Here is a 22,260-nt window from a genome sequence, read left to right on the forward strand (position 1 = left end):
GGGCGCGGCGGCGGCGGCGCTCTACTTTGTCCAGCTTGCGCGGCGCCTTCTGCGTGCGGCGCGGCGCGGGACAGGCGGTGCGGCGCAGGTGCAGATCGGGTTGGTGCTGATGCTCGTCCTCATCGGAGCGGTTCTCTGGGCGGCAACGATGACGGGCGTGCGGCATTTCTTTGCGGCAGTGGGAGGATTCCTTCTGATGCACGCGCTGATGATGGCACAGCTGATCGGCAGGGCTCTGTACGCAGATGGAAAGGACCGTCCGACGGACGGTTCGAAGTAGGAGGGGGGAGACCCCCGAGGGAGGTAGAGGTTATGCACGAAATCGGTGTTCGCGAGGCAGTGCAGATCGCCGGATTTACCTTCAATTCACAGACCCTCGTCATGACGTGGATCTCGATGGCCGTGGTGCTCCTGATCGGCTGGCTGGCGGTACGCAATCTGAAGGTTGTGCCGACGTCCAACTGGCAGATGATGATGGAGACGGTGATCGAGGCGCTGCATGACCAGGTGGAGGAGAACATGGGCCCGCGCGGGCGTGGATTCCTGTCCACGTTCATCGTGTCCCTGTTCTTGTTCCTTCTCGTGTCGAATTGGATTGGTCTTATTCCGACGATGGCATCGCCGACAAATGATCTGAACACCACCCTGGGACTGGCTCTGCTGGTCATCGTCATGATGCACGTCCTTGGACTGGCGGTGAAGGGAATGCACTATGTGGCACATTTCTTCCAGCCGGTCGCACCGTTCATCATCATCAACATTGTCGAGGAGCTCGCGAAACCGATTACGCTGTCGTTCCGTCTTTTCGGCAACATTCTGGCGGGTGAGATTCTGATTCACATCCTGCTGCAGCTCCTCGGGAACGGTTCGACGATCCCGTCGGTGATCTGGCTCGCGTTCAGCGTGTTCGTCGGCATTGTGCAGGCGCTGGTCTTTACGATGCTGTCGACGGCGTACATCGGCGCTGCCATCAAGACGGACGACGGTCACTAACGGCAGTATCGGTCGTGACCACACAGGTTTTGCACGCCGTGCAGCAGGCACGGACACGAAGATTTTGTTCACATATTTAAGGAGGATCTTTTCATGGAAAACGCAATCATGGTCGCAGGCGCTCTTATCGGTGCGGGTCTCTGCTTTGGTCTTGCTGCAATCGGCGCAGGCATCGGTGACGGCCTTGTCACGGGCCGCTTCATCGAGGGCCTCGCACGTCAGCCGGAGGCGGGCGGCGTCCTCTTTACGCGTACGCTGATCTCGGTCGGTCTGATTGAGGCACTTGCCATCATCGGCGTCGTTTTCGGCATCATCATGCTCTTTGCAAATCCGCTGATTCACTAAGACGCATGTGGCACGGATTTTGCAAAGGGGGCATAGGAATTGAGTGAAATTACGCAAGGCCTGATTGATCTCAACGGGACGCTGCCCATCCAAATCATCAACTTCCTGATTCTCGTTGCACTTCTGCGCGCGGTGGCATACAAGCCGATCGTGCGCATGATGGACGAGCGCAAGGCGAAGATCGCTGAGAGCATCGAGAAGGCGGATGCGGATGCCGCGGCAGCGGAGGCGACGCTGAACGAGTACAAGGCGCAGCTCGCTGCGGCGCGTACAAAGGCGCAGGAGATCGTCGATATGGCGGAAAAGCGTGCCGGCGAGGAGCGCGAGGCGAGCATCCAGGCGACGAAGCGTGAGATCGAGCAGATGAAGAAGTCCGCCGAGGAACAGATGGAGCGCGAGCGCGCCCATGCGGTGGAGCAGCTGAAGGCCGAGGTCGTCGCCCTATCGCTCGCAGCGGCGGGCAAGATCATCCAGAAGAATCTGGACGCAAAGGACAATGACGCCATCATCGGCGAGTTCATCGCAAAGCTCGACGCGAAAAAAGTCGGTGACGCGTCATGCTGAACATGGAGCTGGCGCGCAAGTATGCGCGTGCGATCTTCGAGCTGGCGTGCGAGGAGAACGCGCTCAGCGCCTACGGAAATGACCTCGCCAAGGTGCAGCAGACATACGTCGACTGCCCGGAGCTGAAGGCGTACCTCTGCAACCCGAACATCCAGCCCGAGGACAAGAAGTCCCTCCTGAAGGAAGTGTTCGGGGACGATGTGCGCGAGATGGTGCTGAACTTCCTTCTGCTGCTCATCGACAAGCGGCGCATGATGGTGTTCGAGGCGATCAGCGCGATCTTTGTGCAGCTCTCGAACGAGAAGCTCGGCATCGCTGTGGCGGATGTCACGACGGTGGAGCCGCTCAGCGAGATGCAGAAGGCAGAGCTGATGGAAAAGCTCGGACGCGTGACGGGCAAAGAGGTTTCCCTGCGCGAGCACCGCGACCCCTCGCTCATCGGCGGCGTGGTGGTGCGCATCGGCGACCGCCGCATCGACGGCAGCATCAAGGGACGTCTGGCAGCGATGACGGCAGAGTTAATGGCGAACTAGCGGGGTGACAGCGAAATATGAAAATGAATCCGGAAGAGATTACTTCCATCATCAAGGAACGCATCAAGAACTATGATGTCGATCTGAACGTCAACGACGTCGGCACGGTTCTTGAGGTCGGCGACGGCATTGCGCATATCTACGGCCTCGACAAGGCGATGGCAGGCGAGCTGCTCGACTTCGGCAACGATGTTTACGGGCTCGTGCTGAACCTCGAGCAGGAGAGCGTCGGCGCGGTGCTGCTCGGCGGCGAGACCCTCATCAAGGAGGGTGACACCGTAAAGCGTACGGGACGCATCATGCAGGTGCCCGTGGGCGAGGCGATGGTCGGACGCGTCGTGGACGCACTCGGCCGCCCCATCGACGGCAAGGGTCCCATCGATACGAAGGAGTTCCGTCCGGTCGAGTCGCCGGCACCCGGCATTGCCGACCGCAAGAGCGTCCATGAGCCGCTCCAGACGGGTCTGAAGGCGATCGATGCCCTCGTTCCGATCGGCCGCGGCCAGCGCGAGCTGATCATCGGCGACCGCGGCACGGGCAAGACGGCGATTGCCGTCGATACGATCCTGAACCAGAAGGGACAGAACTGTATCTGCGTCTACGTCGCCATCGGTCAGAAGGCCTCCACCGTCGCGCGCGTCGTCAAGACGCTCGAGGACGGCGGCGCGATGGACTACACGATCATCGTCGCGGCGACGGCAGCAGACTCTGCGCCGCTGCAGTACCTCGCACCGTATGCGGGCGTGGCGATGGCAGAGTACTTCATGTACAAGGGCGGTCACGCGCTCTGCGTCTATGACGACCTCTCCAAGCACGCGGCGGCGTATCGCGCCATGTCGCTCCTGCTCCGCCGTCCGCCCGGACGCGAGGCATACCCGGGCGACGTGTTCTACTTACACTCCCGCCTCCTCGAGCGCGCGGCAAAGCTCTCCGACGCACTCGGTGCAGGCTCCATCACGGCACTGCCGATCATCGAGACACTCGCGGGCGACCTCTCGGCGTACATCCCGACGAACGTCATCTCGATCACCGACGGTCAGATCATGCTGGATACCGACTCGTTCTACTCGGGCATCCGCCCGGCGATCAGCGTCGGTCTCTCGGTCTCGCGTGTCGGCGGCTCCGCCCAGATCAAGGCGATGAAGCAGGTCGCGGGCACGATGCGTCTCGACCTCGCACAGTATCGCGAGCTCGCGGCGTTCGCTCAGTTCGGCTCGGACCTTGACAAGGCGACGAAGGCACAGCTCGACCGCGGTGCCCGCATGGTTGAGACGCTGAAGCAGGCGCAGTACAGCCCGCTCTCCGTTGCGGAGCAGGTGCTCGTCATCTTTACGGCGGTGCGCGGCCATCTCGCGGACATCCCCGTCAGCAAGGTCGTCACCTTCCACACGGACTTCCTGAAGTTCATGCGCACGGCGCATCCGGAGATCGCAGCGGCGATCACGGAGATGAAGAAGCTGGACGATGGGCTCGAGGGAGACATCACGAAGGCGATCGCGGAGTTCAAGGAAACCATCTCCTACAAAGAAGCGTAAGGGGAGAGGTGACCGTATATGGCAAATTTACAGGACATCCGCCGGCGCATCCGCAGCGTCAAGAGCATCCAGCAGATCACGAACGCCATGGACATGGTCGCGACCTCGCGTCTGCGCCGTGCCAAGGAGGCGGCCAACAGCAACCGCCCCTACGCCGAAAAGACGGCTGCGGTCATCCGCAGCGTGGCGGCAGCGGCGACGGGCATCGCGCATCCGCTCCTCGAGCAGCATGAGAGCGGCAAGCGCCTCATCCTCGTCATGGCGGCGGACAAGGGGCTTGCAGGCGCATACTCCAGCAACGCGCTCAAAAAGGCGATGACGCTCGTCGAGGATAAGTCCAACACGCAGATCGTCACCGTCGGGCGCAAGGCACGCGACTTCTTCAAGAACCGCAGCTTTGACATCATCAGTCAGCGCGTTGGCATCAGCGAGCGCCCGCAGGCGCGTCATGCACAGAAGATTGCGCGCACGCTCATCAGTGCGTTTGAGTCCGGTGAGATCAAAGAAGTCTACATGGTCTACACGCGTTTCGTGTCGGCCATTACCTGTGTGCCCGAGGCCGTGAAACTCCTGCCCTTTACCGCAGAGGCAGGCGAGGGACACGCACAGGCACCCTACATCTATGAGCCGAATGCCGAGGAGGTGCTCGGGGCACTGCTGCCGCAGTACCTTTTCACCACCATCTATGCGGCGCTCCTCCAGTCGGCGGCGAGCGAGCTGAGCTCACGCATGAACGCGATGAGCAACGCGACCGACAACGCCGGGGAGCTCATCGGGAAGCTCGACCTCTACTACAACAAGGTACGTCAAGCGGGCATCACGAACGAGATCAACGAGATCGTCGGCGGCGCCGAGGCACTCAAGTGACATCCATGTACGCCGCGTGCATGGAGGTAAGGAGGTTTTCCATTGGCAAAAGGTAAAGTCGTACAGGTCATCGGACCTGTCGTAGATATTGAGTTTCCGGCGGGCGAACTGCCGGAGATTCTGAACGCCATCAAGGTCAGGGGCAAGACGGCCGACCATGACATCGACCTCACGGTCGAGGTCATGCAGCACCTCGGCGACAGCGTCACGCGCTGCATCGCCATGAGCTCCACCGACGGCCTGATGCGCGGCATGGAGGCGGACGACACGGGCGCGCCGATCAGCGTGCCGGTCGGCGAGGCGACCCTCGGACGCGTCTTCAACGTCCTCGGCGAGACCGTTGACCACAACCCTGAGCCCGTCGGCAATAAAGAGGTGTGGCCGATCCATCGCGCCGCCCCGAAGTTTGACGAGCAGGAGACATCGACCCAGATCCTCGAGACGGGCATCAAGGTCGTCGACCTCATCGCCCCGTACTCGCGCGGCGGAAAGGTCGGACTTTTCGGTGGTGCCGGCGTCGGCAAGACCGTTCTCATCATGGAGCTCATCCACAACATCGCGACCGAGCACGGCGGCTACTCCGTCTTTGCGGGCGTCGGCGAGCGTACGCGTGAGGGCAACGACCTCTGGTCGGAAATGACCGAGTCGGGCGTTATCGACAAGACCGCCCTCGTCTACGGCCAGATGAACGAGCCGCCTGGAGCACGTATGCGCGTCGCTCTGACGGGTCTGACGATGGCAGAGTACTTCCGCGATGTGCAGGGGCAGGACGTTCTGCTCTTCATCGACAACATCTTCCGTTTCATCCAGGCAGGTTCCGAGGTCTCGGCGCTGCTCGGACGCATGCCGTCCGCCGTTGGCTACCAGCCGACGCTGACGACCGACGTCGGTGCCCTGCAGGAGCGCATCACCTCCACGAAAAAGGGCTCGATCACGTCCGTGCAGGCGGTCTACGTCCCCGCGGACGACCTCACCGACCCGGCACCGGCGGCGACATTCACCCATCTCGACGCGACGACGGTTCTTTCCCGTCAGATCGCCGAGCTCGGCATCTACCCCGCCGTTGACCCGCTGGACTCCACCTCGCGTATCCTCGACCCGCACGTCATCGGGCAGGAGCACTACGAAGTCGCGCGCGGTGTACAGGCGGTGCTCCAGAAGTACAAGGAGCTGCAGGACATCATCGCCATCCTCGGTATGGAGGAACTCTCCGACGAGGATAAGCTCACCGTCTCGCGTGCACGCAAGATCCAGCGTTTCCTCTCGCAGCCGTTCGCCGTCGCCGAGGTATTCACGGGCTCGCCCGGAAAATACGTCGCGCTGAAGGACACGATCCGCGGGTTCAAGGAAATCCTCGACGGCAAGCACGACGACCTCCCCGAGGCTGCCTTCTACATGGTCGGCGGCATCGACGAAGTCATCGAGAAGGCGAAGAAGCTCAAAGAGGAGGAATGACGGATGGCGACCATCAAGCTGGAGATCGTATCTCCCGACCGCGTGGTCTATGCCGCCGACATCGACATGCTCATCGCCCGCTCCACGGGCGGCGAGATCGGCATACTGCCGAAGCACATTCCCCTCGTCACGGGACTTGAGCCCCATGCCATGAAGATTCATGTCGACGCCAAGGAACAGCTCGTCGCTGTGGCGGGCGGCTTCATGGAGGTTACCCCCGACAAGATCACCGTACTCGCAACAGCAGCGGAGGAGCCGATCGACATCGACATCAACCGCGCCCAGCGTGCCTATGAGCGTGCGCAGGAGCGACTGCAGCGTCTGCGCGAGGATCCCGATGCACAGGCGAGCATCATCGACGAGCAGCGCGCCTCCCTCGCACTGAAACGCGCCGCAGCACGCCTGCAGACCGCGAAGACAGTGAAGCCCGGTGCATGATTCACCGGGATAGAAAAACCGCCTCAGCCGTATTGGTTGGGGCGGTTTTGATTTTTATAACTGTCCAAAATGCTGATACCAAGCGAACACAATACTTTCCTTATTCGCTGCAATGCCCTTGAGCAGACGGTTTAGATCCTTTGACGGGATATTTCCATGGTTATGTGCGACCACGGGATTGCCGTCTGCCGGTATCCAAATTTTTGTCGCATTCGGGGAAGGCGCACCCTTGCAGACATGAACGTGGACAGGCTCGTTTTCCTCGCGCGACCAAAAGAAGATGCGATAGCCGAATAAATCACCCCACGTCGGCAATGACTTCACCGTCCTCGCGTGCGATCTCCCAAATGAGAGAGCTGTTGTTTCTAACAAACTCGGTCAGCTTTGCGCGTTCCTCCTCGTTGAAGCCACTGTACTTTGTGCAGGTAATGCTCGGCAGCAGAAACTCCGCCGTATCAAACCCGTGCGCGTTGGCACGCTCCATGCAGACCAGAATACTCTCGCCGCGCAGCGCGGAGCGGTGAATATCCGAAAACGTCGTGACAATACCGTCAATCGTGCTGTAATAGTGCTTCATGATACTCCCTCCTCATCCATAGTATACGTATGCGTGCGACTGCGGTCAATAGACAGCCGCTGTACCTTTTTGTGGACGATGCGCCGTGAATATGCTATCATAGCTCCACACATGACTGCGAAAGGAGGCATCTATGAACCTCGCGAATCACCGTACCTCCATCATCCTTGCCATCGTCTTTGCCGCACTGCTCTCCTCCTTCTGGTTCTTTCAGGACTTCGCCTTTATCGTCTTTCTCTCGCTCCTCCTGCAGATCCTCCTCCAGCCCGTCGTAGATGCGATGGAGCGGCGGCGCATCCCGCGCGGCATCGCGTCGGCGGGGGCGATCCTCCTCTTTCTCCTGCTCGTCCTCGTCCTCCTCTCCGTCCTTTCACGCTCTGTTGTCCCGTCCCTGCAGCGTTTCGTCACGGAGCTGCCGAGCATCGGGCAGGGACTCCAGCAGATGCCTCTTCTCACAGAGATGGATCTGCAGCAGGAGATGGAGAGCTTCCTCGACAAGCTGCGCAGCGTCGGCGCGGAGCTCCTGCGCGCGTCGCTCTCCTTCCTGCTTGCCGCCGTCGGCAAAATCATGGACTTCGTCATCATCATCTTCGTTTCCTTCTACCTCCTGAAGGACGGAAAGACGATCAAACGCTGGCTTGCGGGGCTCTTTCCGTATGGATCACGCGGGCGTGTCCTGAGCCTCTTTGACCGTCTGCTCCACGCTCTGCGCATTTACGTATGCAGTCAGCTTGTCATGTGTATCATCACGGGGCTTATCGTATTCCTTTACTTTGTCCTCATGGGTCTGCCGTATGGCTCCGTCTTTGCTCTGCTCTCCGGGATCAGTGAGTTCGTTCCCGTTCTTGGCCCCACCGCCGCATCCGCACTCGGCACAATCATGACCGCCTCGGCAGCCCATGACCTGACTGTGCAGACCGCACTCTTTTACCTTGCATTGACACAGATCAATCACAACATTGTCTATCCCGCCCTTGTCGGAAAGAGCCTTCACCTCCACCCCGTTGCCGTCATTCTCGGCGTCGTCTTCGGCGGCGAGATCCTCGGTGCCGCAGGAATGTTCCTCGCCGTTCCCTTCATGGTTATTGTCAAGATCGTTGTGACGGACATCTATCATGAGCAGAAAACCGAGACGACGGAGGGGGAGGAAGAAAAGCCGTGATTGAAAATTCTTTGATGAGGCATTATGATATGAACTGTGGGAATGCAGCTTTACTCGCACAAATACAAACCGAAAGAAGCGACCTATCATGAAAAAAAGTCTTTCCAACATCCCCAAAATCGTGTGGTTTCAGCTTTTCCTGCTGGCTCTAGGCTATGCTTTTTACTCGGCCAACCGTTTGTCGTTCGGCGTCGGACTCAAAGCCGTCGCGGCGAGCATCTCACTGACCGCCGTTCAGCTCGGCACGATCGGCACGATATTTACTCTTGGACAGGCACTCGTTGACATTCCTGCAGGCTATCTGGCAGACCGCTTTGGACGCAAGCGGATGCTTGTCATGGGGATGGTTGGGCTCGGCTGTATGACGGCTCTCGTGACGACCTCGGCGAGTTTCGCTGCTGCGGCGTTCTGGCGCTTTATGTTCGGTGTCGCAGAGGGCTGCTGGAACATCGTCATGTACTCCGTGGCGGGCTCGATTTTTCCTGCGGCACGCGCAATGCTCAACGGTCTCATGATGACCTTTTATTCGATCGGCGCGTATGTCGGCCCCGCCTACTACGGATGGAGCCTCGAGCGCACGGGAGAGTGGAGTGTCGGCCTTCAGCACATGGGCGTTGTGACCGTCATCTTCGGCCTTCTCCTCATCGCAGGACTGCGGGCGCGGTACACAGACACGTCCAAGGATGTCAAGCGCCTTCACCTGTGTGAGGCAGTGCGCACCGTCGGCTTCAACAAGGTCGTATGGCTCGCCGTGCTGATTCAGATTCTGAACATCATCCCATATTGGGGCTTCGCCTCGATGGGACCGTATCTCTTTATGACCTATAAGGGATTCAGTGCGACGGAGGCAGGGCAGTTCTTCGGCGCAATTTATGGGATCGGCGGACTAAGCGGCGTCCTTTTGGGATTCTTTGCCGATCGCTTCGGCCGGCGGCCGACGGTGCTCTTCCTCTCGGCACTTAACGCGCTCTGCGCCCTCGTCATTTTCCACATTATGCCGCAGAACTCACCGCTCCTCTACATCGTCGGTGCGATGATGGGCATCGGGCTTCATGCTGTCTATGTTCTCGGCTACACGATCGCACAGGATGGCGTCAGTCATCAGCAGATCGGGCTTGCGACCGGCATCGTCGGTGCATCGAGCTACTTCCTCTCGTTCTTTTCCGGTCCTTTGATGGGTTTTTTGACGAGTACGCTCGGCCATGCGGCGGCACTTGATATCATTGTCATTGCCTTCGAGGCGGTGCTCGTCGTCGTTGCATTCTTTATGAAGGAGACGCAGCACAGAGGGCAGGAGGAACAATCATAGCGGATCGGATCAACGGGCGGGCATGCGGCTCAGAAATGCGCTGCACCTCGTTTCTCAACAGAAAAAGCCGCCGTGCAGCTGCACGGCGGCTTTTTTTGTCGGGAAGAATATTATGCAAGCATGGAGCGGAGGAACCAAATCTGCTTTGCGTAGTTGGTGATGTGATCCTCCATGAGGTTCGCAACGCCGAAGCAGTCATGCGCATCGGCAGCCTTGCGGATCTCGAGCGCCTGATTCTGGAGGAGTTCGAGATCGGCGAGTACGATCTCAAGCACCTTCTTCTGGTCGATCTTCTCGTCCGGGAGCTCCTTGATCGTTGCGATTTCCAGGTAGCCTTTGAGGCTCGCGACCGGCTGTGCATCTGCCATCTTGAGGAGCTCCGCCGTCTCGTCGAGCACATCCGCGAAGGAATCATAGAGAGACTCAAGGTACTCGTGTACCGCCTTGAACTGTGAGCCGACAACGTTCCAGTGGAGATTGTGCAGCTTGATATAGCCGACGCCGATGTTGGCGATGTAGCCGTTGATTGCATTTGTGAGTTCAGACATATTCGTGTGTTTCATAGTGGTAAATCCCCTTTCGTTTTGTTGTTCCGCAGATGCCGTGACATCTGTTTCATATCTCATTACATGTGTTATTATATCCCAGTGCGTTTTATTTGTCAATACTTATTATTAAATAGTTTTGCGAAAAAATATCTCTACGGCAGAAATTACCGCAGAGATATGGAAGGTGGGGATATGTATCCTCAGTCCTTCACATTGCGGAAGGCAAGCGAGTACGCGAGCACAACGGCAAAGCAGAGGACGGGGAGGTAGAAGGCGGTACGGATGGCGGCGATCTCGGGGGTAAAGCCGCTGACAAGTCCGGAGAGTGTGCCGCCGTCGACGAGTGCGCCCATCATCGGGGTGATGATCGCGCCGCCGAGGATGGCCATAATGAGGCCGGCTGCGCCGAACTTGACTTCAGGACCGAGCCCGCGCAGAGCAATGCCGTAGATGGTCGGGAACATGAGGGACATGCATCCCGAGATACCGACGAGACAGTAGATGGAGATCTCAATCGGGAGGTAGATGGTCCCGAGGCAGCAGAGGATGCCGCCGAGGGCGAAGACCGCCATCATCTTTGCGGGGACGATGTACTTCATGAGCCACGTGCAGATCCAGCGGCAGCCGATGAAGAGGAAGATGGAGTAGATGTAGTAGTTCGCTGCCTCCGCCTCGATGAGGTTCATGTTCGTCATGACGTACTTGATCGTCCATGTCCAGACGGCGATCTGTACGCCGACGTAGAAGAACTGGCTGACAACGCCGAACGCATAGCGCGGGCGGGCGACGAGGCGGCGGATTGCCTCACCGACGCTCATGGTGTCGTCCGCATCGCGGTCACTGAGACCGCTGCGGTAGAAGAAGCACCAGATGATGAAGGCGATGAGGATGAGTCCGACGTAGGGGACGCAGACCCAGAAGAGTTCGGCGTCGCGGACGGCGGTGAGCGCCTCCGTGCTCATGGCGAGACGGTCGTCGAGCGTGGCGGGGTTCAGGTGCGCGAGGATGACATATTTCGCGAGGAAGAGCCCTGCCATGGACCCGAGCGGGTTGAACGCCTGAGCAAAGTTGAGACGGCGCACACTGGTCGACTCGTCGCCGAGGGAGAGAACGAAGGGGTTGCATGTTGTCTCGAGGACGGAGAGACCGCCCGCGAGAATGAAGATGGAGACGAGGAAGAGATTATAGCTTTGCAGAATCGCCGCAGGGATATAGCCGAAAGCGCCGATCATGTAAAACCCGAGTCCGACGAGGACACCCATGCGGTAGGAGTAACGCTTGATAATGTAGGCGGCGGGGAGTGCCAGAACGGCGTATGCGCCATAGAATGCTACCTGCACGAGAGAGGAGTCGACTGCCTTGATCATAAAGATCTTGGCAAAGGACGGGACGAGGTTGTCTGTCATGTTGTTGAGCAGTCCCCAGAGTGCAAAGCAGGAGACGAGCAGGAAGAAGTATACGCGGTACTGGTGGGGCACGACGGGGGTATCGTCCACGTCGCGCACGTCCGCTGTGAAGGCGGCGATATTTTTGGTCATGTGAATCACCCTCTGTTCGGTTTGATCTCAGTTATTCCTCAGCGTAGTGCTTATAGCCTGGGTGGCGTCCCTTGACACCATAGTAGCTGCGTAGATCGATGAGCTTGTCGATGTTCGCACGCGAGATTTCCTTCGGTCCGCCGAGCATATAGGCGGTGAGGTTGATCTTGGCGAACAGTTCGAGTGTCTCCATCTTGTAGTAGGCGTCGATGAGGTTCGCGCCGAGGGTCAGCGCGCCGTGGTTCTCAAGGAGTACGGCATCGTGCTCCTGGATGTAGGGCGCAATCGCCTCGGGGACTTCGTATGTGGACGGCGTGCCGTACGGCGTGATGGGGATGGAGCCGAGCGAGACGACGGTCTCGATCATGTCGTAGCGGTCAAGCGGTATGTGCGCGACGGCAAATCCAGTCGCCGTAGGCGGATGCGCGTGCACGACGGAGCGCACGTCTGCGCGGTCCTTGTAGCAGCGCAGGTGCATCTTGATCTCGGAGGAGGGGCGATAGCCCTTGTTCGCCTCAAGGATGTTGCCCTCGCGGTCGATGCGGACGAGCTTTTCGGGTGTGATAAAGCTCTTGCTGATGCCGGTCGGCGTTGCGAGCAGGGTGTCGTCATCGAGGAGGACGGTGACGTTGCCGTCGTTCGCAGCGACCCAGCCGAGCTGCCACATCTTATGGCAGACATCGCAGATGGCGTCTTTGGTTTCCTTTATATTATCCATTTCTCTCACCTTTCAGGCGTCCGTGACGACACCCTTTTGCAGTATGATGTTGGCGTACAGCGCGGATTCGCCCGTGGTGACAATGGCGTACGCCGTGCGTGCCTCGTCGTAGAAGCGGAACCGCTCGATCGTGCCGACGGCTGCCGCGCCGCGCGCGTCATGCTTTGCAATGATCTCCTTGTACGTGTCCCAGATCGGTGTTTTGACGGGATCGCCCGGCATGACCTCCATGAGGCTGACCGGTTTGTCGACGTAGGGGTCGAGCGGGAACAGCGTGAGGATCGCGTCGAGGAGTTCGGGAACGCCGTGCCCGTCGGCGCGGATGACGATGCAGTCCTTGCCGACCGATTCGGCGGGGAAGTTGCCGTCGCCGATGACGATGCGGTCGCTGTGTCCCATCTCGGCGAGTACCTTGAGCAGCGCGGGGGAGATGATTTTCGGGATTCCTTTCAGCATGGGGTCAGCCCCTTCCATTTTTCAAAATGTGCGTCCCATTGGTCGGTGTTCTTCGGCTCGTACGCCGTGATGTCGGAGGAGGCGCGGATGAGTGCCCGTGCCTCGGCGAGATCCCTGACCTCGCCCGCCGCAATCAGCTGCAGGGCGATATTGCCGAGGACGGTTGCCTCAATGGGTCCCGCGAGGACGGTGCGTCCGCACGCGTCTGCCGTAAGCTGGGCGAGGAGTCGGCTCTGGACGCCGCCGCCGATGAGATAGATCTTGTCGTAGTGTTTGCCCGTGCAGGTCTCGATCTCCGTGAGTGCCGCGCGGTAGGAGAGGGCAAGGCTCTCGTCGATGCAGCGAACGACTTCGCCGACGGTCTCTGGGACGGGCTGTCCCGTGCGCTCACACGCGGCGCGGATCCGGAGCGGCATATCGCCCGAGGGCAGGAACGCGGGATCGTCGGGGCGGATGAAGGAGCGCTGTGTGGGGGCTGCCGCCGCCATTTGCTCCAGCTCGCCGTAGGAGTATTCGTGCCCTTCGCGCATCCACTGACGGCGGCTCTCCTGAATGAGCCAGAGGCCGATGAGGTTCTTGAGGAAGGAGATCCGCGCACCGTAGCCGCCCTCGTTCGTGATGTTGCACGCGGCGGAGGTTTCGTTGATGATCGGCTCACGCAGCTCTGTGCCGAGGAGCGACCATGTGCCGCAGGAGAGGAAGATGAAGTCCTCCTCTCCCGTGGGCACGCCCGCCATGGCACTCTGCGTGTCATGCCCCGCAACGGCGATGATGTCGGGCCGCCCCATGCCGAGCTCGGCGGACAGCTCCTCCGTCATGCGCCCAATGGGCGTCGCCGTGGGGACAATGTCCGTGAGGATGTGCGCGGGCAGGTCGAGTGCGGTGAGCACCTCGTTCGACCATGTGCGGCGGTGTGCATCGAGCATCTGTGTCGTGCTGGCGATGGAGTACTCGGTCTTCTTCTCCCCCGAGAGGAAGTAGTTGAGAAGATCCGGCATCAGCAGGAGTGTCTTTGTACGCGCGAGCAGCTCGGGACGCTGCTGTCTCAGGGCGAGCAGCTGAAACACGGTGTTGATCTCCATGATCTGATTGCCCGTAATGCGGTAGAGTTCCTCGCGTGAAATCTTTTGGAATGCCGTGCCGCTCATGCCGACGGTGCGGCGGTCGCGGTAGTGGACGGGGTTTTCGAGGAGACAGCCGTCAGCGTCCAAAAGCCCGAAGTCCACGCCCCATGTGTCTGTGCCGATGCTCGCGATGTTATGCCCGCGCGCCTTCAGCAGACCCTGCTTCATCTCGTGAAAGAGGCGCAGGACATCCCAGTACATCGTACGTCCAAGGTGGACAGGGTCGTTTGTGAAGCGGTGCAGTTCCTCCATGCGGATGCGGCTGCCGTCGTACGCGCCCAGGACGGCTCTGCCGCCCGAGGCTCCGAGGTCGAAGGAGAGCACATATTTTTCCGTAGCCATGGAAGCCTCCGATGTTATTTATACATTGGCCCGTAGGCGGCACAGGCGCGATAGTCCTGTCCCTCCGCGTCCATGCCGAATGCGTTCCATGCGGCGGGGCGGAAGACATCGACGTCCGCGACGTTGTGCATGCAGACGGGGATGCGCAGGATGGAGCAGAGCGTGATGAGGTCGGCGCCGATGTGTCCGTAGCTGATCGCACCGTGGTTCGCGCCCCAGTTGTTCATCACATCGTAGGCGGAGCGGAATGCGCCCGCACCCGTCAGACGCGGGGTGAACCAGGTGCACGGCCAGGTGTAGTCCGTGCGCTTCCAGAGCTTGTCCGAGACCTCCTCGGGCAGGTTCACCGTCCAGCCCTCAACGAGCTGCAGCACGGGGCCAAGACCCTTCACAAGGTTGACGCGCACCATGGTCGCGGGCATCTCGCCGCGCGTGAGGAAGCGGGAGGAGAAGCCGCCGCCGCGGAAATAGCCGTTGTCCGCCGGGCACCACTCGGTCGCATCGAGGCACGCCTTCTGATCTTTTTCCGTGAGCTCCCAGAACGGCTTGATGACAGACTCTGCACCGTCCTTGATCTCGCCGCACGCATCAAGGCACGCTGCGCCGGAGTTGATGAGGTGGATGAAGCCCTTGCCCTCCTTTGCACGTCCTTCCAGCTCGTAGCCCGTCGCCTTTTTGACCGCCGCGGGGCTCCAGTAGGTACGCACATCGGCAAAGATCTGGGCGCGGTTCGTGAGCAGCTTGTTGAAGAGCATCGCAACGCCGTTCAGTGTATCGTTCTCCGTGGCGAGGATGTACGGCTCGCGCGCACCATTCCAGTCGAACGAGGAGTTCATCATCGCCTCGGCGAAGTCGCCGTTCGGGTAGAAGTCCGTCCACTGGCGCTGCCCCTGGAAACCGCCTGCGATTGCGTTGTGTCCGAGAACCTCTTCCTCACAGCCCTTCGGCAGATTCTTGTTGCCGTTGTAGAGGTCTTTGATGATGCACATCATCTTGACGACGAATTCCCACGCCTCTTCTTTCTCCTTGTCGCTCTTGCGCGCGAATTCGGGGTTCTTGTCAAAGCCCTCCTTGCAGTGCTCCTTCGTCCACGCGAGTGCCTTCTTGTACTCCTCCGGGGCGTAGACTCCCTCCGTCATGCGGCGGATGATCTCGACCTCGTCGACGGACTCGACGCGCATGCCGAGGTACTCCTCAAAGAACTCGGGGCTGATGATCGAGCCGCCGATGCCCATGGTGATCGCGCCGATCTGGAGGTAGGACTTGCCGCGCATCGTGGCGGCAGCAACGGCGGCACGGCCGAAGCGGAGCAGCTTCTCCACGACGTCGGCGGGGATACCCTCGGCGTCTGCCTCCTGCACGTCATGGCCGTAGATGCCGAATGCGGGCAGCCCTTTCTGCGCGTGGCTCGCGAGGACGGAGGCGAGGTAGACCGCGCCCGGGCGCTCCGTGCCATTGAAGCCCCAGACTCCCTTGATCGTCATCGGATCCATGTCCATCGTCTCCGAGCCGTAGCACCAGCACGGCGTGACCGTCAGCGTGATGTCCACGCCCGCGCGGCGGAACTGCTCTGCGCACGCCGCCGCCTCAGGGACGCGGCCGATGGTCGAGTCGGCGATGATGACCTTCACAGGCTCGCCGTTCGAGTAGCGCAGGTTCTCCTCAAAGAGCTTCTTCGCGGCGCGTGCCATACCCATGGTCTGCTCCTCAAGTGCGCCGCGCACGTCGAGAACACCGCGCCGCCCGTCAATCGTCGGACGGATGCCGATCACCGGATAACCGCCAATGCATCTTGCTTCTGCCATGATAATTTCCTCCATTTCACATGTGATTCATCGTGTTGATGAATATTTGCTTTTTTCTGTTATGTCTGTATTATAGCGTTGAACAGAGTACAGTGCTTGTGCTATACTATGTAAAAATAGAACAATTTTATCTTTTTAATAAAATGGATATAACTTGAGAAATATTACCAGTAAGAGCAAACGGAGAGTGATATGACGTTATTGATAAAAAATGCGACGATATTATCTTTTGTGAAATAGAGGAGAATACAATGAAACCTGCGGGATACAACGAATTCCGTACGCGCGGACGCTTTGATTTTCCGATCGAATTCCATCATGTGGACTGCCGTCACCCGCGCTTTCACATGCCCTATCACTGGCATATCGAGTACGAGATCGTCTACGTTCTGCACGGCGGGCTGACGCTTTCCCTCAACGAGGATACCGTGCAGGCGCGTGCGGGCGACATCCTCTTTATCCGTGACGGCATCGTTCACGGCGGTGCGCCGCTGGATCAGGAGACCGTCTACGAGTGTATCGTATTCGATATGAAGAAACTCCTGCACGGGAGTCAATGCACGGGGGAGCGCGTGAGCAAGATCCTCGAGCATGAACTTCTCATCAATAAATACATCCCCGGCGAGACACACGATGTACCACAGATGATCGCTGCGCTCTTTACGGCGATGAAGGGGGCGCGTGAGGGGTATGAGCTGATCGTCACGGGAATGCTCTACAGCTTCATTGGTGCGGTGCTGCAGCATGGACTCTGCCACGTACCGAATGCGGCGCTGCGCGAGAGCAGCCGGCGGCGTGTCATGCAGCTTAAGAAGACATTTCAGCTCATCGACGATGCCTACGATCAGCCGCTTACCCTCGGCGATCTCGCGGCGGCGGCAGGACTGACGCCGAACTATTTCTGTCGGTTTTTCCAGAAGATCACGAACCGCAGCCCCATCGACTATCTGAATCATTACCGCATCGAGGCGGCGTGCATCCGCCTCGCGCACAGTGGAGAGAGCATCACGGAGATTGCGCTTGCGACGGGGTTCAACGACATCAGCTACTTCATTAAGACGTTTCGAAAGTATAAGGGCATCTCACCGCTGAAGTATCAGAAGGCAAATTCTGCTTGACAAACAGCACATTTTATATATAATACATAGCAATAAAATATGTTATATCATTTTGGGTGAGAGGGGAATCGCCATGAGTGAACAGAAATATCATTTTGAGACCTTGCAGGTGCGCGTTGGACAGGAGGAAGCCGATCCCGTGACGGATGCGCGCGCTGTGCCGATTTATCAGACGACCTCGTACGTCTTCCACAATGCGCAGCACGCCGCCGACCGCTTCGCGCTCAAGGATCCGGGCTATATCTATGGACGCCTGATGAACCCGACGCAGGATGTCTTTGAAAAGCGCATCGCGGCACTCGAGGGCGGCACGGCGGCCCTCGCCTTTGCCTCGGGTGCCGCGGCGATCACAGCGACGATCCAGGCACTCGCCCATGAGGGCGACCACGTCGTCGCGCAGCAGAGCATCTACGGCGGTACGTACAACTTCCTCGCGCACACGGCGAAGGACTGGGGCATCGACGTGACCTTCGTCGAGCCGCGGGCGGGCGCACAGGGCTTCGCCGATGCCATCCGCCCGAACACGAAATGCGTTTTCATCGAGACCGTCGGCAACCCGAACGCCGATCTCGTGGACATCGAGGCCGTCGCACAGGCGGCACACGCGCAGGGCGTTCCCGTCGTCATCGACAACACCTTTGCGACGCCGTACCTCCTGCGCCCCATCGAGCACGGCGCGGACATCGTCGTGCACTCCGCGACGAAATTCATCGGCGGGCACGGCTCCAGCCTCGGCGGCGTCATCGTCGAGGGCGGCACCTTCGACTGGAAGGCATCGGGACGCTTCCCGCACCTCACGCAGCCGAACGAGAGCTATCACGGCGTGAACTTCGTCGAGGCACTCGGCCCCGTCGCCTTCGTCACCTACATCCGTGCCCTCCTCCTGCGTGACACGGGCGCGGCGATCGCTCCGTTCAACGCATTCCTCTTCCTGCAGGGGCTCGAGACACTCTCCCTGCGCGTCGAGCGGCACGTATCGAACGCACTGAAGGTCGTGGACTTCCTCGCGAAGCATCCGAAGGTCGAGCGCGTCAACCACCCCTCGCTCCCGCATCATCCCGATCACGCCATCTACGAGCGGTACTTCCCGCAGGGCGGCGTATCGATCTTCACCTTTGACATCGTGGGCGGGCAGGAGGCGGCGTTCCGCTTCATCGATCACCTGAAACTCTTCTCGCTCCTCGCGAACGTCGCGGATGTCAAGTCGCTCGTCATCCATCCTGCGACCACCACGCACTCCCAGATGAACGACGACGAGCTCGCAGCGTCCGGCATCGGCAGAGGCACCATCCGCCTCTCCATCGGCATCGAGCACATCGACGACCTCCTCGCCGACCTCACGGCAGCATTTGACGCTGTTTGAGCCGTTCTCCTGTAAAAGTAAAACCTCTGCGCGAAGGCTTTCCGTCGTGCAGAGGTTTTTGTGTTGGGTGTCATCCATTTTGCCTGTTTGTGTCGATACTTCATTGGGACATCCATCATTTTGATACACTGATCGTCGCTCCGTATGCGCTCTGTTGGAAAAGTTTTTAACGTTTTTCACAAGATTTTGGATATGTATAGAAGGATTTTCCGCATTTACGTCGAAAGCGTCCTAGAGTACCTATATGTAGATGCTTCGGATTTCTGACCGAGCGGTCGCAGATGCGTCCTGTCTCCGGGCTCTACGCGGTATGGACGTGCAGCGCCTCATCGGTGATGGGGATGCCCTAGGGGAAGGAGGGCGGTGATGTTTTCGGAGATACGGCTTTCTGCACTCATTCTCACCGTCCTCATCAGTGTTGCCCTCGTGGTAGGGCTGATCCACTATGCTCCGCCGCTGACGCAGACGTACTACTGGCGACTCGGCGGACTGATCGCGGGCGCGGGGCTGCTCGTCACCCTCTTTGACCGCTTGATGGCGGCGCGGGCGCGGCGGCGTGCGGCAAAGAATCCACCGCTCTCCTTTGAGGAGGGGCAGACCGCCCTGCCCGTTGCGGCAGAGGCCATGACGGAGCGTCCGTCCGTCTCCGTCTTCCCGGCAAAGGCAGCTGCCATGCCCCAAGCCCCGCCCCAACCGGCGGGAAAGAAATCGGCGGCAAAAAAGAAAAAGACAAAGGCACACGCGGAGAAGAACGCAGCGAAGCCAGCTCCACCCCTCGCGGCAGTACTGCCTTTGGCGGCAGAACCGCCCCCAGTGGCGGCACCGCCCGCGAAGAGCCCGCCGCCAGCTCCCTCGCCGGCAGAACACCTGCCGGATGGGCTCGATGCGCTGCTCGACATCGCCTATGTGTCGGCAGAGCCTGCGCCTGAGCGCGCCGTCGCCGCCTACCGAAAGGCACTCGCACGGTACCCGCAGGACTCCTACATGCCATATCTCATCATCGAGCTCTCCACACTCTACAAGCGTCTGGGGAACTACGACGAGGCGCTTCACCTCTTTGACGAGGCGCTCGCACTGCCTATCATTGCAAAGAACGCCGTCATGGTGCAGGAGTTTCGCCACTCCCGCCGCACCCTGCACGCCGTTTCGGATATGCTCCGCGCGCGGGGAACCCCTGCGCTCCCCTTCGGCGAGGTACCGGAGGACGTGCTGGCGGAGGCTGATCGACAGGCGGGCAATCACACCTGACATTTTATTAAAATGGAGGAATAAATATGAAGAAAAGCGTTGACATCCTGGGACTTCCCGTCATCAGCATCACAGAGGGGCGCGAGCTCGGCATGAGCAAGACCCTTCTCATTGATGCGCCGAACCGCATCGTGGCAGCGATCACGATTGAGGACGAGGACTGGTATCGCGGAGTCAAGCTCATCCCCTATGATAACGTGATTGCCGTCGGCGATGATGCAGTCACCATCAACAACAGTGAGAACATCCTCACGCTCGATGCGGCGGGAGATTTTGAAACCCTGCTCGACGACAACATTCGCGTCATCGGCACGAAGGCGATCACGCGCACGGGCGTCATCCAGGGCAACATCACCGAGATCTTTATCGGCGAGGACGGCAGCATCGAGAAATGCGAAGTCACGACGCCGGAGGGCTCGACCTCCGAGGTCACGGCAGATCAGGTCGCGATCTTCGGTAAGGAAGTTACGGTCATCTCACCGGAGGGCGATGCAGGAAAAAAATCTGACACAGCGTCTGCACCGGCGGCACCCGCTGTGACATCCCCTGCAGCAGAGCCCGCTGCGGCTGAGCCGGTCGAGGAGACTGCCCCTGCGGAGGAGATGCCTGCCGAAGAGCCGGCTGCTCCGGAGGAGACGGCTGCCCCCGAGGCACCGGCAGAGGAGCCCGCACCTGCCGCAGAGGAGCCTGCCCCTGAGGCACCGGCAGAGGACGAGGCCAAGGACGCAGAGCGCACGAACGAGGATCGTCACCGCCGCTTTCTCCTCGGCAAGAAGGCGACGCGCACCATTAAGATGGACAACGGTGTCGTCATCGTCGAGGCGGGCGCGGACATCACCGAGGAAGTCCTCCAGAAGGCCAAACTCGGCAACAAGTTCATCGAGCTCTCGATGAGCGCACAGTAAATGACATGGATGCGGCGGGGCGATTGCCCTGCCGTGTTTTCTCTTGAAATCTTGCGGAGAATCCCGTGCACGGGAGAGGAATCCGCGCCGCGCGAGATAGGACGGGGCATACAGCAGATTTCCAAACAAACGGACGCTGCTTTTCGCTCCCGCAACACCTCCGCGCCGCGAAATGGCATTTTCATCCAGATACCGCAAGGCCTCGCACGGCGAGGATTTAAGAACCAGAACCCCGCAAGGGGACGGAAACTATTTTTGTCGTTGCCCCGTTGCGGTCACTTGTAATGAATTTAAGAACCAGAACCCCGCAAGGGGACGGAAACCTCAGAGTGTTGCCCTCAACGACATCCTCAGTGTAAAAATTTAAGAACCAGAACCCCGCAAGGGGACGGAAACTAGCGAAAACTTCCATCGTCCCACACGCTTCCAGTGCAATTTAAGAACCAGAACCCCGCAAGGGGACGGAAACACCCGTCACAGACGCTCTCACGCGCTCTCAGAGCGTAATTTAAGAACCAGAACCCCGCAAGGGGACGGAAACGCGGTCATACCACTTGCCAAAGGGACGATTGCCAACAATTTAAGAACCAGAACCCCGCAAGGGGACGGAAACTTTTTGATCTCCTTTTCTGATAGGTGATTAGCTCTTAAATTTAAGAACCAGAACCCCGCAAGGGGACGGAAACTCATCATCGGGGCAGAACGCGTCGGCGACGTAATAAATTTAAGAACCAGAACCCCGCAAGGGGACGGAAACATCGGCGTGACGACGGTTCGGTCTGTCTTTTCCCGCATTTAAGAACCAGAACCCCGCAAGGGGACGGAAACTTGCGGCTGATTACCGCGATGCGCTCTTTGATGTCGTATTTAAGAACCAGAACCCCGCAAGGGGACGGAGCGTACCTCTAGCCTCCCCTGCCAGAGCGGGGGAGGGGGACCGCGTAAGCGGTGGAGGGGGCGCCATGAACGCAAGCTGTAAACCTTCATAGCATCAGAAGTGCACGCAAGGCACAAGCGCCCCCATCGGCTCGCGTTGCTCGCCACTTCCCCCGTAGCGACGGGGGAAGCTAGGGTAGAGGGACCCCGCAAGGGGACGGAAACCCCCTAGTTCGTCCCGCATTACTTCATCCATGTGCACGCATTTAAGAACCAGAACCCCGCAAGGGGACGGAAACTCTGCTGGCGATCCATCAGTTCACGGTATTGCATGACGTTATTTAAGAACCAGAACCCCGCAAGGGGACGGAGCGTACCTCTAGCCTCCCCTGCCAGAGCGGGGGAGGGGGACCGCGTAAGCGGTGGAGGGGGTGCCATGGA

Annotated in this window: 23 protein-coding genes and 1 CRISPR repeat array; of the genes, 15 read left to right on the forward strand and 8 right to left on the reverse strand. The window is 59.5% G+C overall.

Annotated features, from left to right (window positions below):
- The 9 genes from C1713_RS00175 to C1713_RS00215 form a co-directional block, all read left to right on the forward strand.
- On the forward strand, window positions 1-280 hold a 280-nt coding region (locus C1713_RS00175; RefSeq protein WP_102492644.1), incomplete at its 5' end, for a hypothetical protein.
- A gap of 32 nt (window positions 281-312) precedes the next feature.
- A complete protein-coding gene (gene atpB / locus C1713_RS00180) occupies window positions 313-993 on the forward strand; it encodes a F0F1 ATP synthase subunit A (protein WP_006690455.1) in 681 nt (226 codons plus the stop codon).
- Between the two features lie 93 nt (window positions 994-1,086).
- Window positions 1,087-1,338: a F0F1 ATP synthase subunit C gene (gene atpE / locus C1713_RS00185; protein WP_050342353.1), complete on the forward strand. Its 252-nt coding sequence runs from the start codon at window positions 1,087-1,089 to the stop codon at window positions 1,336-1,338.
- A 39-nt stretch (window positions 1,339-1,377) separates the two neighbouring features.
- The gene (gene atpF, locus C1713_RS00190; RefSeq protein WP_050342355.1) at window positions 1,378-1,902 is read left to right on the forward strand and encodes a F0F1 ATP synthase subunit B; all 525 of its coding nucleotides are present in this window, start codon (window positions 1,378-1,380) and stop codon (window positions 1,900-1,902) included.
- Window positions 1,896-2,435: a F0F1 ATP synthase subunit delta gene (locus C1713_RS00195; protein ID WP_009753344.1), complete on the forward strand. Its 540-nt coding sequence runs from the start codon at window positions 1,896-1,898 to the stop codon at window positions 2,433-2,435. The genes atpF and C1713_RS00195 overlap by 7 nt, the downstream gene beginning before the upstream one ends.
- A 17-nt stretch (window positions 2,436-2,452) precedes the next feature.
- Window positions 2,453-3,970 carry a F0F1 ATP synthase subunit alpha gene (gene atpA, locus C1713_RS00200; protein ID WP_009753343.1) on the forward strand — a complete coding sequence of 506 codons (1,518 nt, stop codon included), beginning with the start codon at window positions 2,453-2,455 and terminating at the stop codon, window positions 3,968-3,970.
- 18 nt (window positions 3,971-3,988) lie between these two features.
- Window positions 3,989-4,837, forward strand: coding sequence for an ATP synthase F1 subunit gamma (gene atpG, locus C1713_RS00205; RefSeq protein WP_006690450.1), 849 nt, complete (start codon window positions 3,989-3,991; stop codon window positions 4,835-4,837).
- 42 nt (window positions 4,838-4,879) lie between these two features.
- Complete coding sequence (gene atpD, locus C1713_RS00210) at window positions 4,880-6,292, forward strand: F0F1 ATP synthase subunit beta (protein ID WP_006690449.1); 1,413 nt, start codon at window positions 4,880-4,882, stop codon at window positions 6,290-6,292.
- A gap of 3 nt (window positions 6,293-6,295) precedes the next feature.
- Window positions 6,296-6,730, forward strand: a complete 435-nt coding sequence (locus C1713_RS00215) for a F0F1 ATP synthase subunit epsilon (RefSeq protein WP_009753342.1) — start codon at window positions 6,296-6,298, stop codon at window positions 6,728-6,730.
- A gap of 54 nt (window positions 6,731-6,784) precedes the next feature.
- Here the strand turns inward: C1713_RS00215 and C1713_RS00220 are convergent, their stop codons facing one another.
- Window positions 6,785-7,054, reverse strand: coding sequence for a DUF4160 domain-containing protein (locus C1713_RS00220; RefSeq protein WP_102492645.1), 270 nt, complete (start codon window positions 7,052-7,054; stop codon window positions 6,785-6,787).
- The gene (locus tag C1713_RS00225) at window positions 7,029-7,307 is read right to left on the reverse strand and encodes a hypothetical protein (protein ID WP_009753340.1); all 279 of its coding nucleotides are present in this window, start codon (window positions 7,305-7,307) and stop codon (window positions 7,029-7,031) included. Before C1713_RS00225 ends, C1713_RS00220 begins: the two co-directional genes overlap by 26 nt.
- 133 nt (window positions 7,308-7,440) lie before the next feature.
- On the opposite strand from C1713_RS00225, the gene C1713_RS00230 reads away from it, so the two are divergent.
- Window positions 7,441-8,469, forward strand: a complete 1,029-nt coding sequence (locus tag C1713_RS00230; protein WP_102492646.1) for an AI-2E family transporter — start codon at window positions 7,441-7,443, stop codon at window positions 8,467-8,469.
- 88 nt (window positions 8,470-8,557) lie between these two features.
- Window positions 8,558-9,778, forward strand: a complete 1,221-nt coding sequence (locus tag C1713_RS00235; protein ID WP_102492647.1) for an MFS transporter — start codon at window positions 8,558-8,560, stop codon at window positions 9,776-9,778.
- 110 nt (window positions 9,779-9,888) lie between these two features.
- Here C1713_RS00235 and C1713_RS00240 read toward each other — a convergent pair whose 3' ends face one another.
- From C1713_RS00240 to C1713_RS00265, 6 genes are all read right to left on the reverse strand, one after another.
- On the reverse strand, window positions 9,889-10,341 hold the full coding sequence (locus tag C1713_RS00240) for a Dps family protein (RefSeq protein ID WP_069181405.1): 453 nt from the start codon (window positions 10,339-10,341) through the stop codon (window positions 9,889-9,891).
- Between the two features lie 185 nt (window positions 10,342-10,526).
- Window positions 10,527-11,864, reverse strand: coding sequence for an L-fucose:H+ symporter permease (gene fucP, locus C1713_RS00245; RefSeq protein WP_102492649.1), 1,338 nt, complete (start codon window positions 11,862-11,864; stop codon window positions 10,527-10,529).
- A gap of 31 nt (window positions 11,865-11,895) precedes the next feature.
- Complete coding sequence (locus C1713_RS00250; protein ID WP_009753335.1) at window positions 11,896-12,582, reverse strand: class II aldolase/adducin family protein; 687 nt, start codon at window positions 12,580-12,582, stop codon at window positions 11,896-11,898.
- Window positions 12,583-12,594: 12 nt separating this feature from the next.
- Window positions 12,595-13,038: an RbsD/FucU family protein gene (locus C1713_RS00255; RefSeq protein ID WP_050342368.1), complete on the reverse strand. Its 444-nt coding sequence runs from the start codon at window positions 13,036-13,038 to the stop codon at window positions 12,595-12,597.
- Complete coding sequence (locus tag C1713_RS00260; protein WP_102492650.1) at window positions 13,032-14,504, reverse strand: rhamnulokinase; 1,473 nt, start codon at window positions 14,502-14,504, stop codon at window positions 13,032-13,034. The genes C1713_RS00255 and C1713_RS00260 overlap by 7 nt, the downstream gene beginning before the upstream one ends.
- Before the next feature lie 14 nt (window positions 14,505-14,518).
- Entirely contained in the window at window positions 14,519-16,309 is a 1,791-nt protein-coding gene (locus tag C1713_RS00265; RefSeq protein WP_102492651.1) for an L-fucose isomerase, read from the reverse strand.
- Between the two features lie 251 nt (window positions 16,310-16,560).
- Between C1713_RS00265 and C1713_RS00270 the strand changes: the two genes are divergently transcribed.
- The 4 genes from C1713_RS00270 (at window position 16,561) to C1713_RS00285 (ending at window position 20,943) form a co-directional block, all read left to right on the forward strand.
- The gene (locus C1713_RS00270; protein ID WP_050342374.1) at window positions 16,561-17,427 is read left to right on the forward strand and encodes an AraC family transcriptional regulator; all 867 of its coding nucleotides are present in this window, start codon (window positions 16,561-16,563) and stop codon (window positions 17,425-17,427) included.
- A gap of 73 nt (window positions 17,428-17,500) precedes the next feature.
- The gene (locus tag C1713_RS00275) at window positions 17,501-18,790 is read left to right on the forward strand and encodes an O-acetylhomoserine aminocarboxypropyltransferase/cysteine synthase family protein (protein WP_102492652.1); all 1,290 of its coding nucleotides are present in this window, start codon (window positions 17,501-17,503) and stop codon (window positions 18,788-18,790) included.
- A gap of 366 nt (window positions 18,791-19,156) precedes the next feature.
- Window positions 19,157-20,038, forward strand: a complete 882-nt coding sequence (locus C1713_RS00280; protein WP_050342377.1) for a tetratricopeptide repeat protein — start codon at window positions 19,157-19,159, stop codon at window positions 20,036-20,038.
- 26 nt (window positions 20,039-20,064) lie between these two features.
- Window positions 20,065-20,943, forward strand: coding sequence for a PRC-barrel domain-containing protein (locus C1713_RS00285; RefSeq protein WP_102492653.1), 879 nt, complete (start codon window positions 20,065-20,067; stop codon window positions 20,941-20,943).
- A gap of 214 nt (window positions 20,944-21,157) precedes the next feature.
- A CRISPR array of direct repeats spans window positions 21,158-21,844; the repeat unit is 36 nt; unit sequence AATTTAAGAACCAGAACCCCGCAAGGGGACGGAAAC.
- Window positions 21,845-22,260: the final 416 nt, after the last annotated feature.

Source organism: Centipeda felix, assembly GCF_900186465.1.
In the GTDB taxonomy this organism is placed as follows: Bacteria; Bacillota; Negativicutes; order Selenomonadales; family Selenomonadaceae; genus Centipeda; species Centipeda felix.

Excerpts from the sequence above, each read along its gene's own strand:
- atpB (WP_006690455.1), top strand. The coding sequence starts at position 313 with ATGCACGAAATCGGTGTTCGCGAGGCAGTGCAGATCGCCGGATTTACC.
- atpE (WP_050342353.1), top strand. The coding sequence starts at position 1,087 with ATGGAAAACGCAATCATGGTCGCAGGCGCTCTTATCGGTGCGGGTCTC.
- C1713_RS00195 (WP_009753344.1), top strand. The coding sequence starts at position 1,896 with ATGCTGAACATGGAGCTGGCGCGCAAGTATGCGCGTGCGATCTTCGAG.
- atpA (WP_009753343.1), top strand. The coding sequence starts at position 2,453 with ATGAAAATGAATCCGGAAGAGATTACTTCCATCATCAAGGAACGCATC.
- atpG (WP_006690450.1), top strand. The coding sequence starts at position 3,989 with ATGGCAAATTTACAGGACATCCGCCGGCGCATCCGCAGCGTCAAGAGC.
- C1713_RS00215 (WP_009753342.1), top strand. The coding sequence starts at position 6,296 with ATGGCGACCATCAAGCTGGAGATCGTATCTCCCGACCGCGTGGTCTAT.
- C1713_RS00225 (WP_009753340.1), bottom strand. The coding sequence starts at position 7,307 with ATGAAGCACTATTACAGCACGATTGACGGTATTGTCACGACGTTTTCG.
- C1713_RS00230 (WP_102492646.1), top strand. The coding sequence starts at position 7,441 with ATGAACCTCGCGAATCACCGTACCTCCATCATCCTTGCCATCGTCTTT.
- C1713_RS00235 (WP_102492647.1), top strand. The coding sequence starts at position 8,558 with ATGAAAAAAAGTCTTTCCAACATCCCCAAAATCGTGTGGTTTCAGCTT.
- C1713_RS00240 (WP_069181405.1), bottom strand. The coding sequence starts at position 10,341 with ATGAAACACACGAATATGTCTGAACTCACAAATGCAATCAACGGCTAC.
- fucP (WP_102492649.1), bottom strand. The coding sequence starts at position 11,864 with ATGACCAAAAATATCGCCGCCTTCACAGCGGACGTGCGCGACGTGGAC.
- C1713_RS00250 (WP_009753335.1), bottom strand. The coding sequence starts at position 12,582 with ATGGATAATATAAAGGAAACCAAAGACGCCATCTGCGATGTCTGCCAT.
- C1713_RS00255 (WP_050342368.1), bottom strand. The coding sequence starts at position 13,038 with ATGCTGAAAGGAATCCCGAAAATCATCTCCCCCGCGCTGCTCAAGGTA.
- C1713_RS00260 (WP_102492650.1), bottom strand. The coding sequence starts at position 14,504 with ATGGCTACGGAAAAATATGTGCTCTCCTTCGACCTCGGAGCCTCGGGC.
- C1713_RS00265 (WP_102492651.1), bottom strand. The coding sequence starts at position 16,309 with ATGGCAGAAGCAAGATGCATTGGCGGTTATCCGGTGATCGGCATCCGT.
- C1713_RS00270 (WP_050342374.1), top strand. The coding sequence starts at position 16,561 with ATGAAACCTGCGGGATACAACGAATTCCGTACGCGCGGACGCTTTGAT.
- C1713_RS00275 (WP_102492652.1), top strand. The coding sequence starts at position 17,501 with ATGAGTGAACAGAAATATCATTTTGAGACCTTGCAGGTGCGCGTTGGA.
- C1713_RS00280 (WP_050342377.1), top strand. The coding sequence starts at position 19,157 with ATGTTTTCGGAGATACGGCTTTCTGCACTCATTCTCACCGTCCTCATC.
- C1713_RS00285 (WP_102492653.1), top strand. The coding sequence starts at position 20,065 with ATGAAGAAAAGCGTTGACATCCTGGGACTTCCCGTCATCAGCATCACA.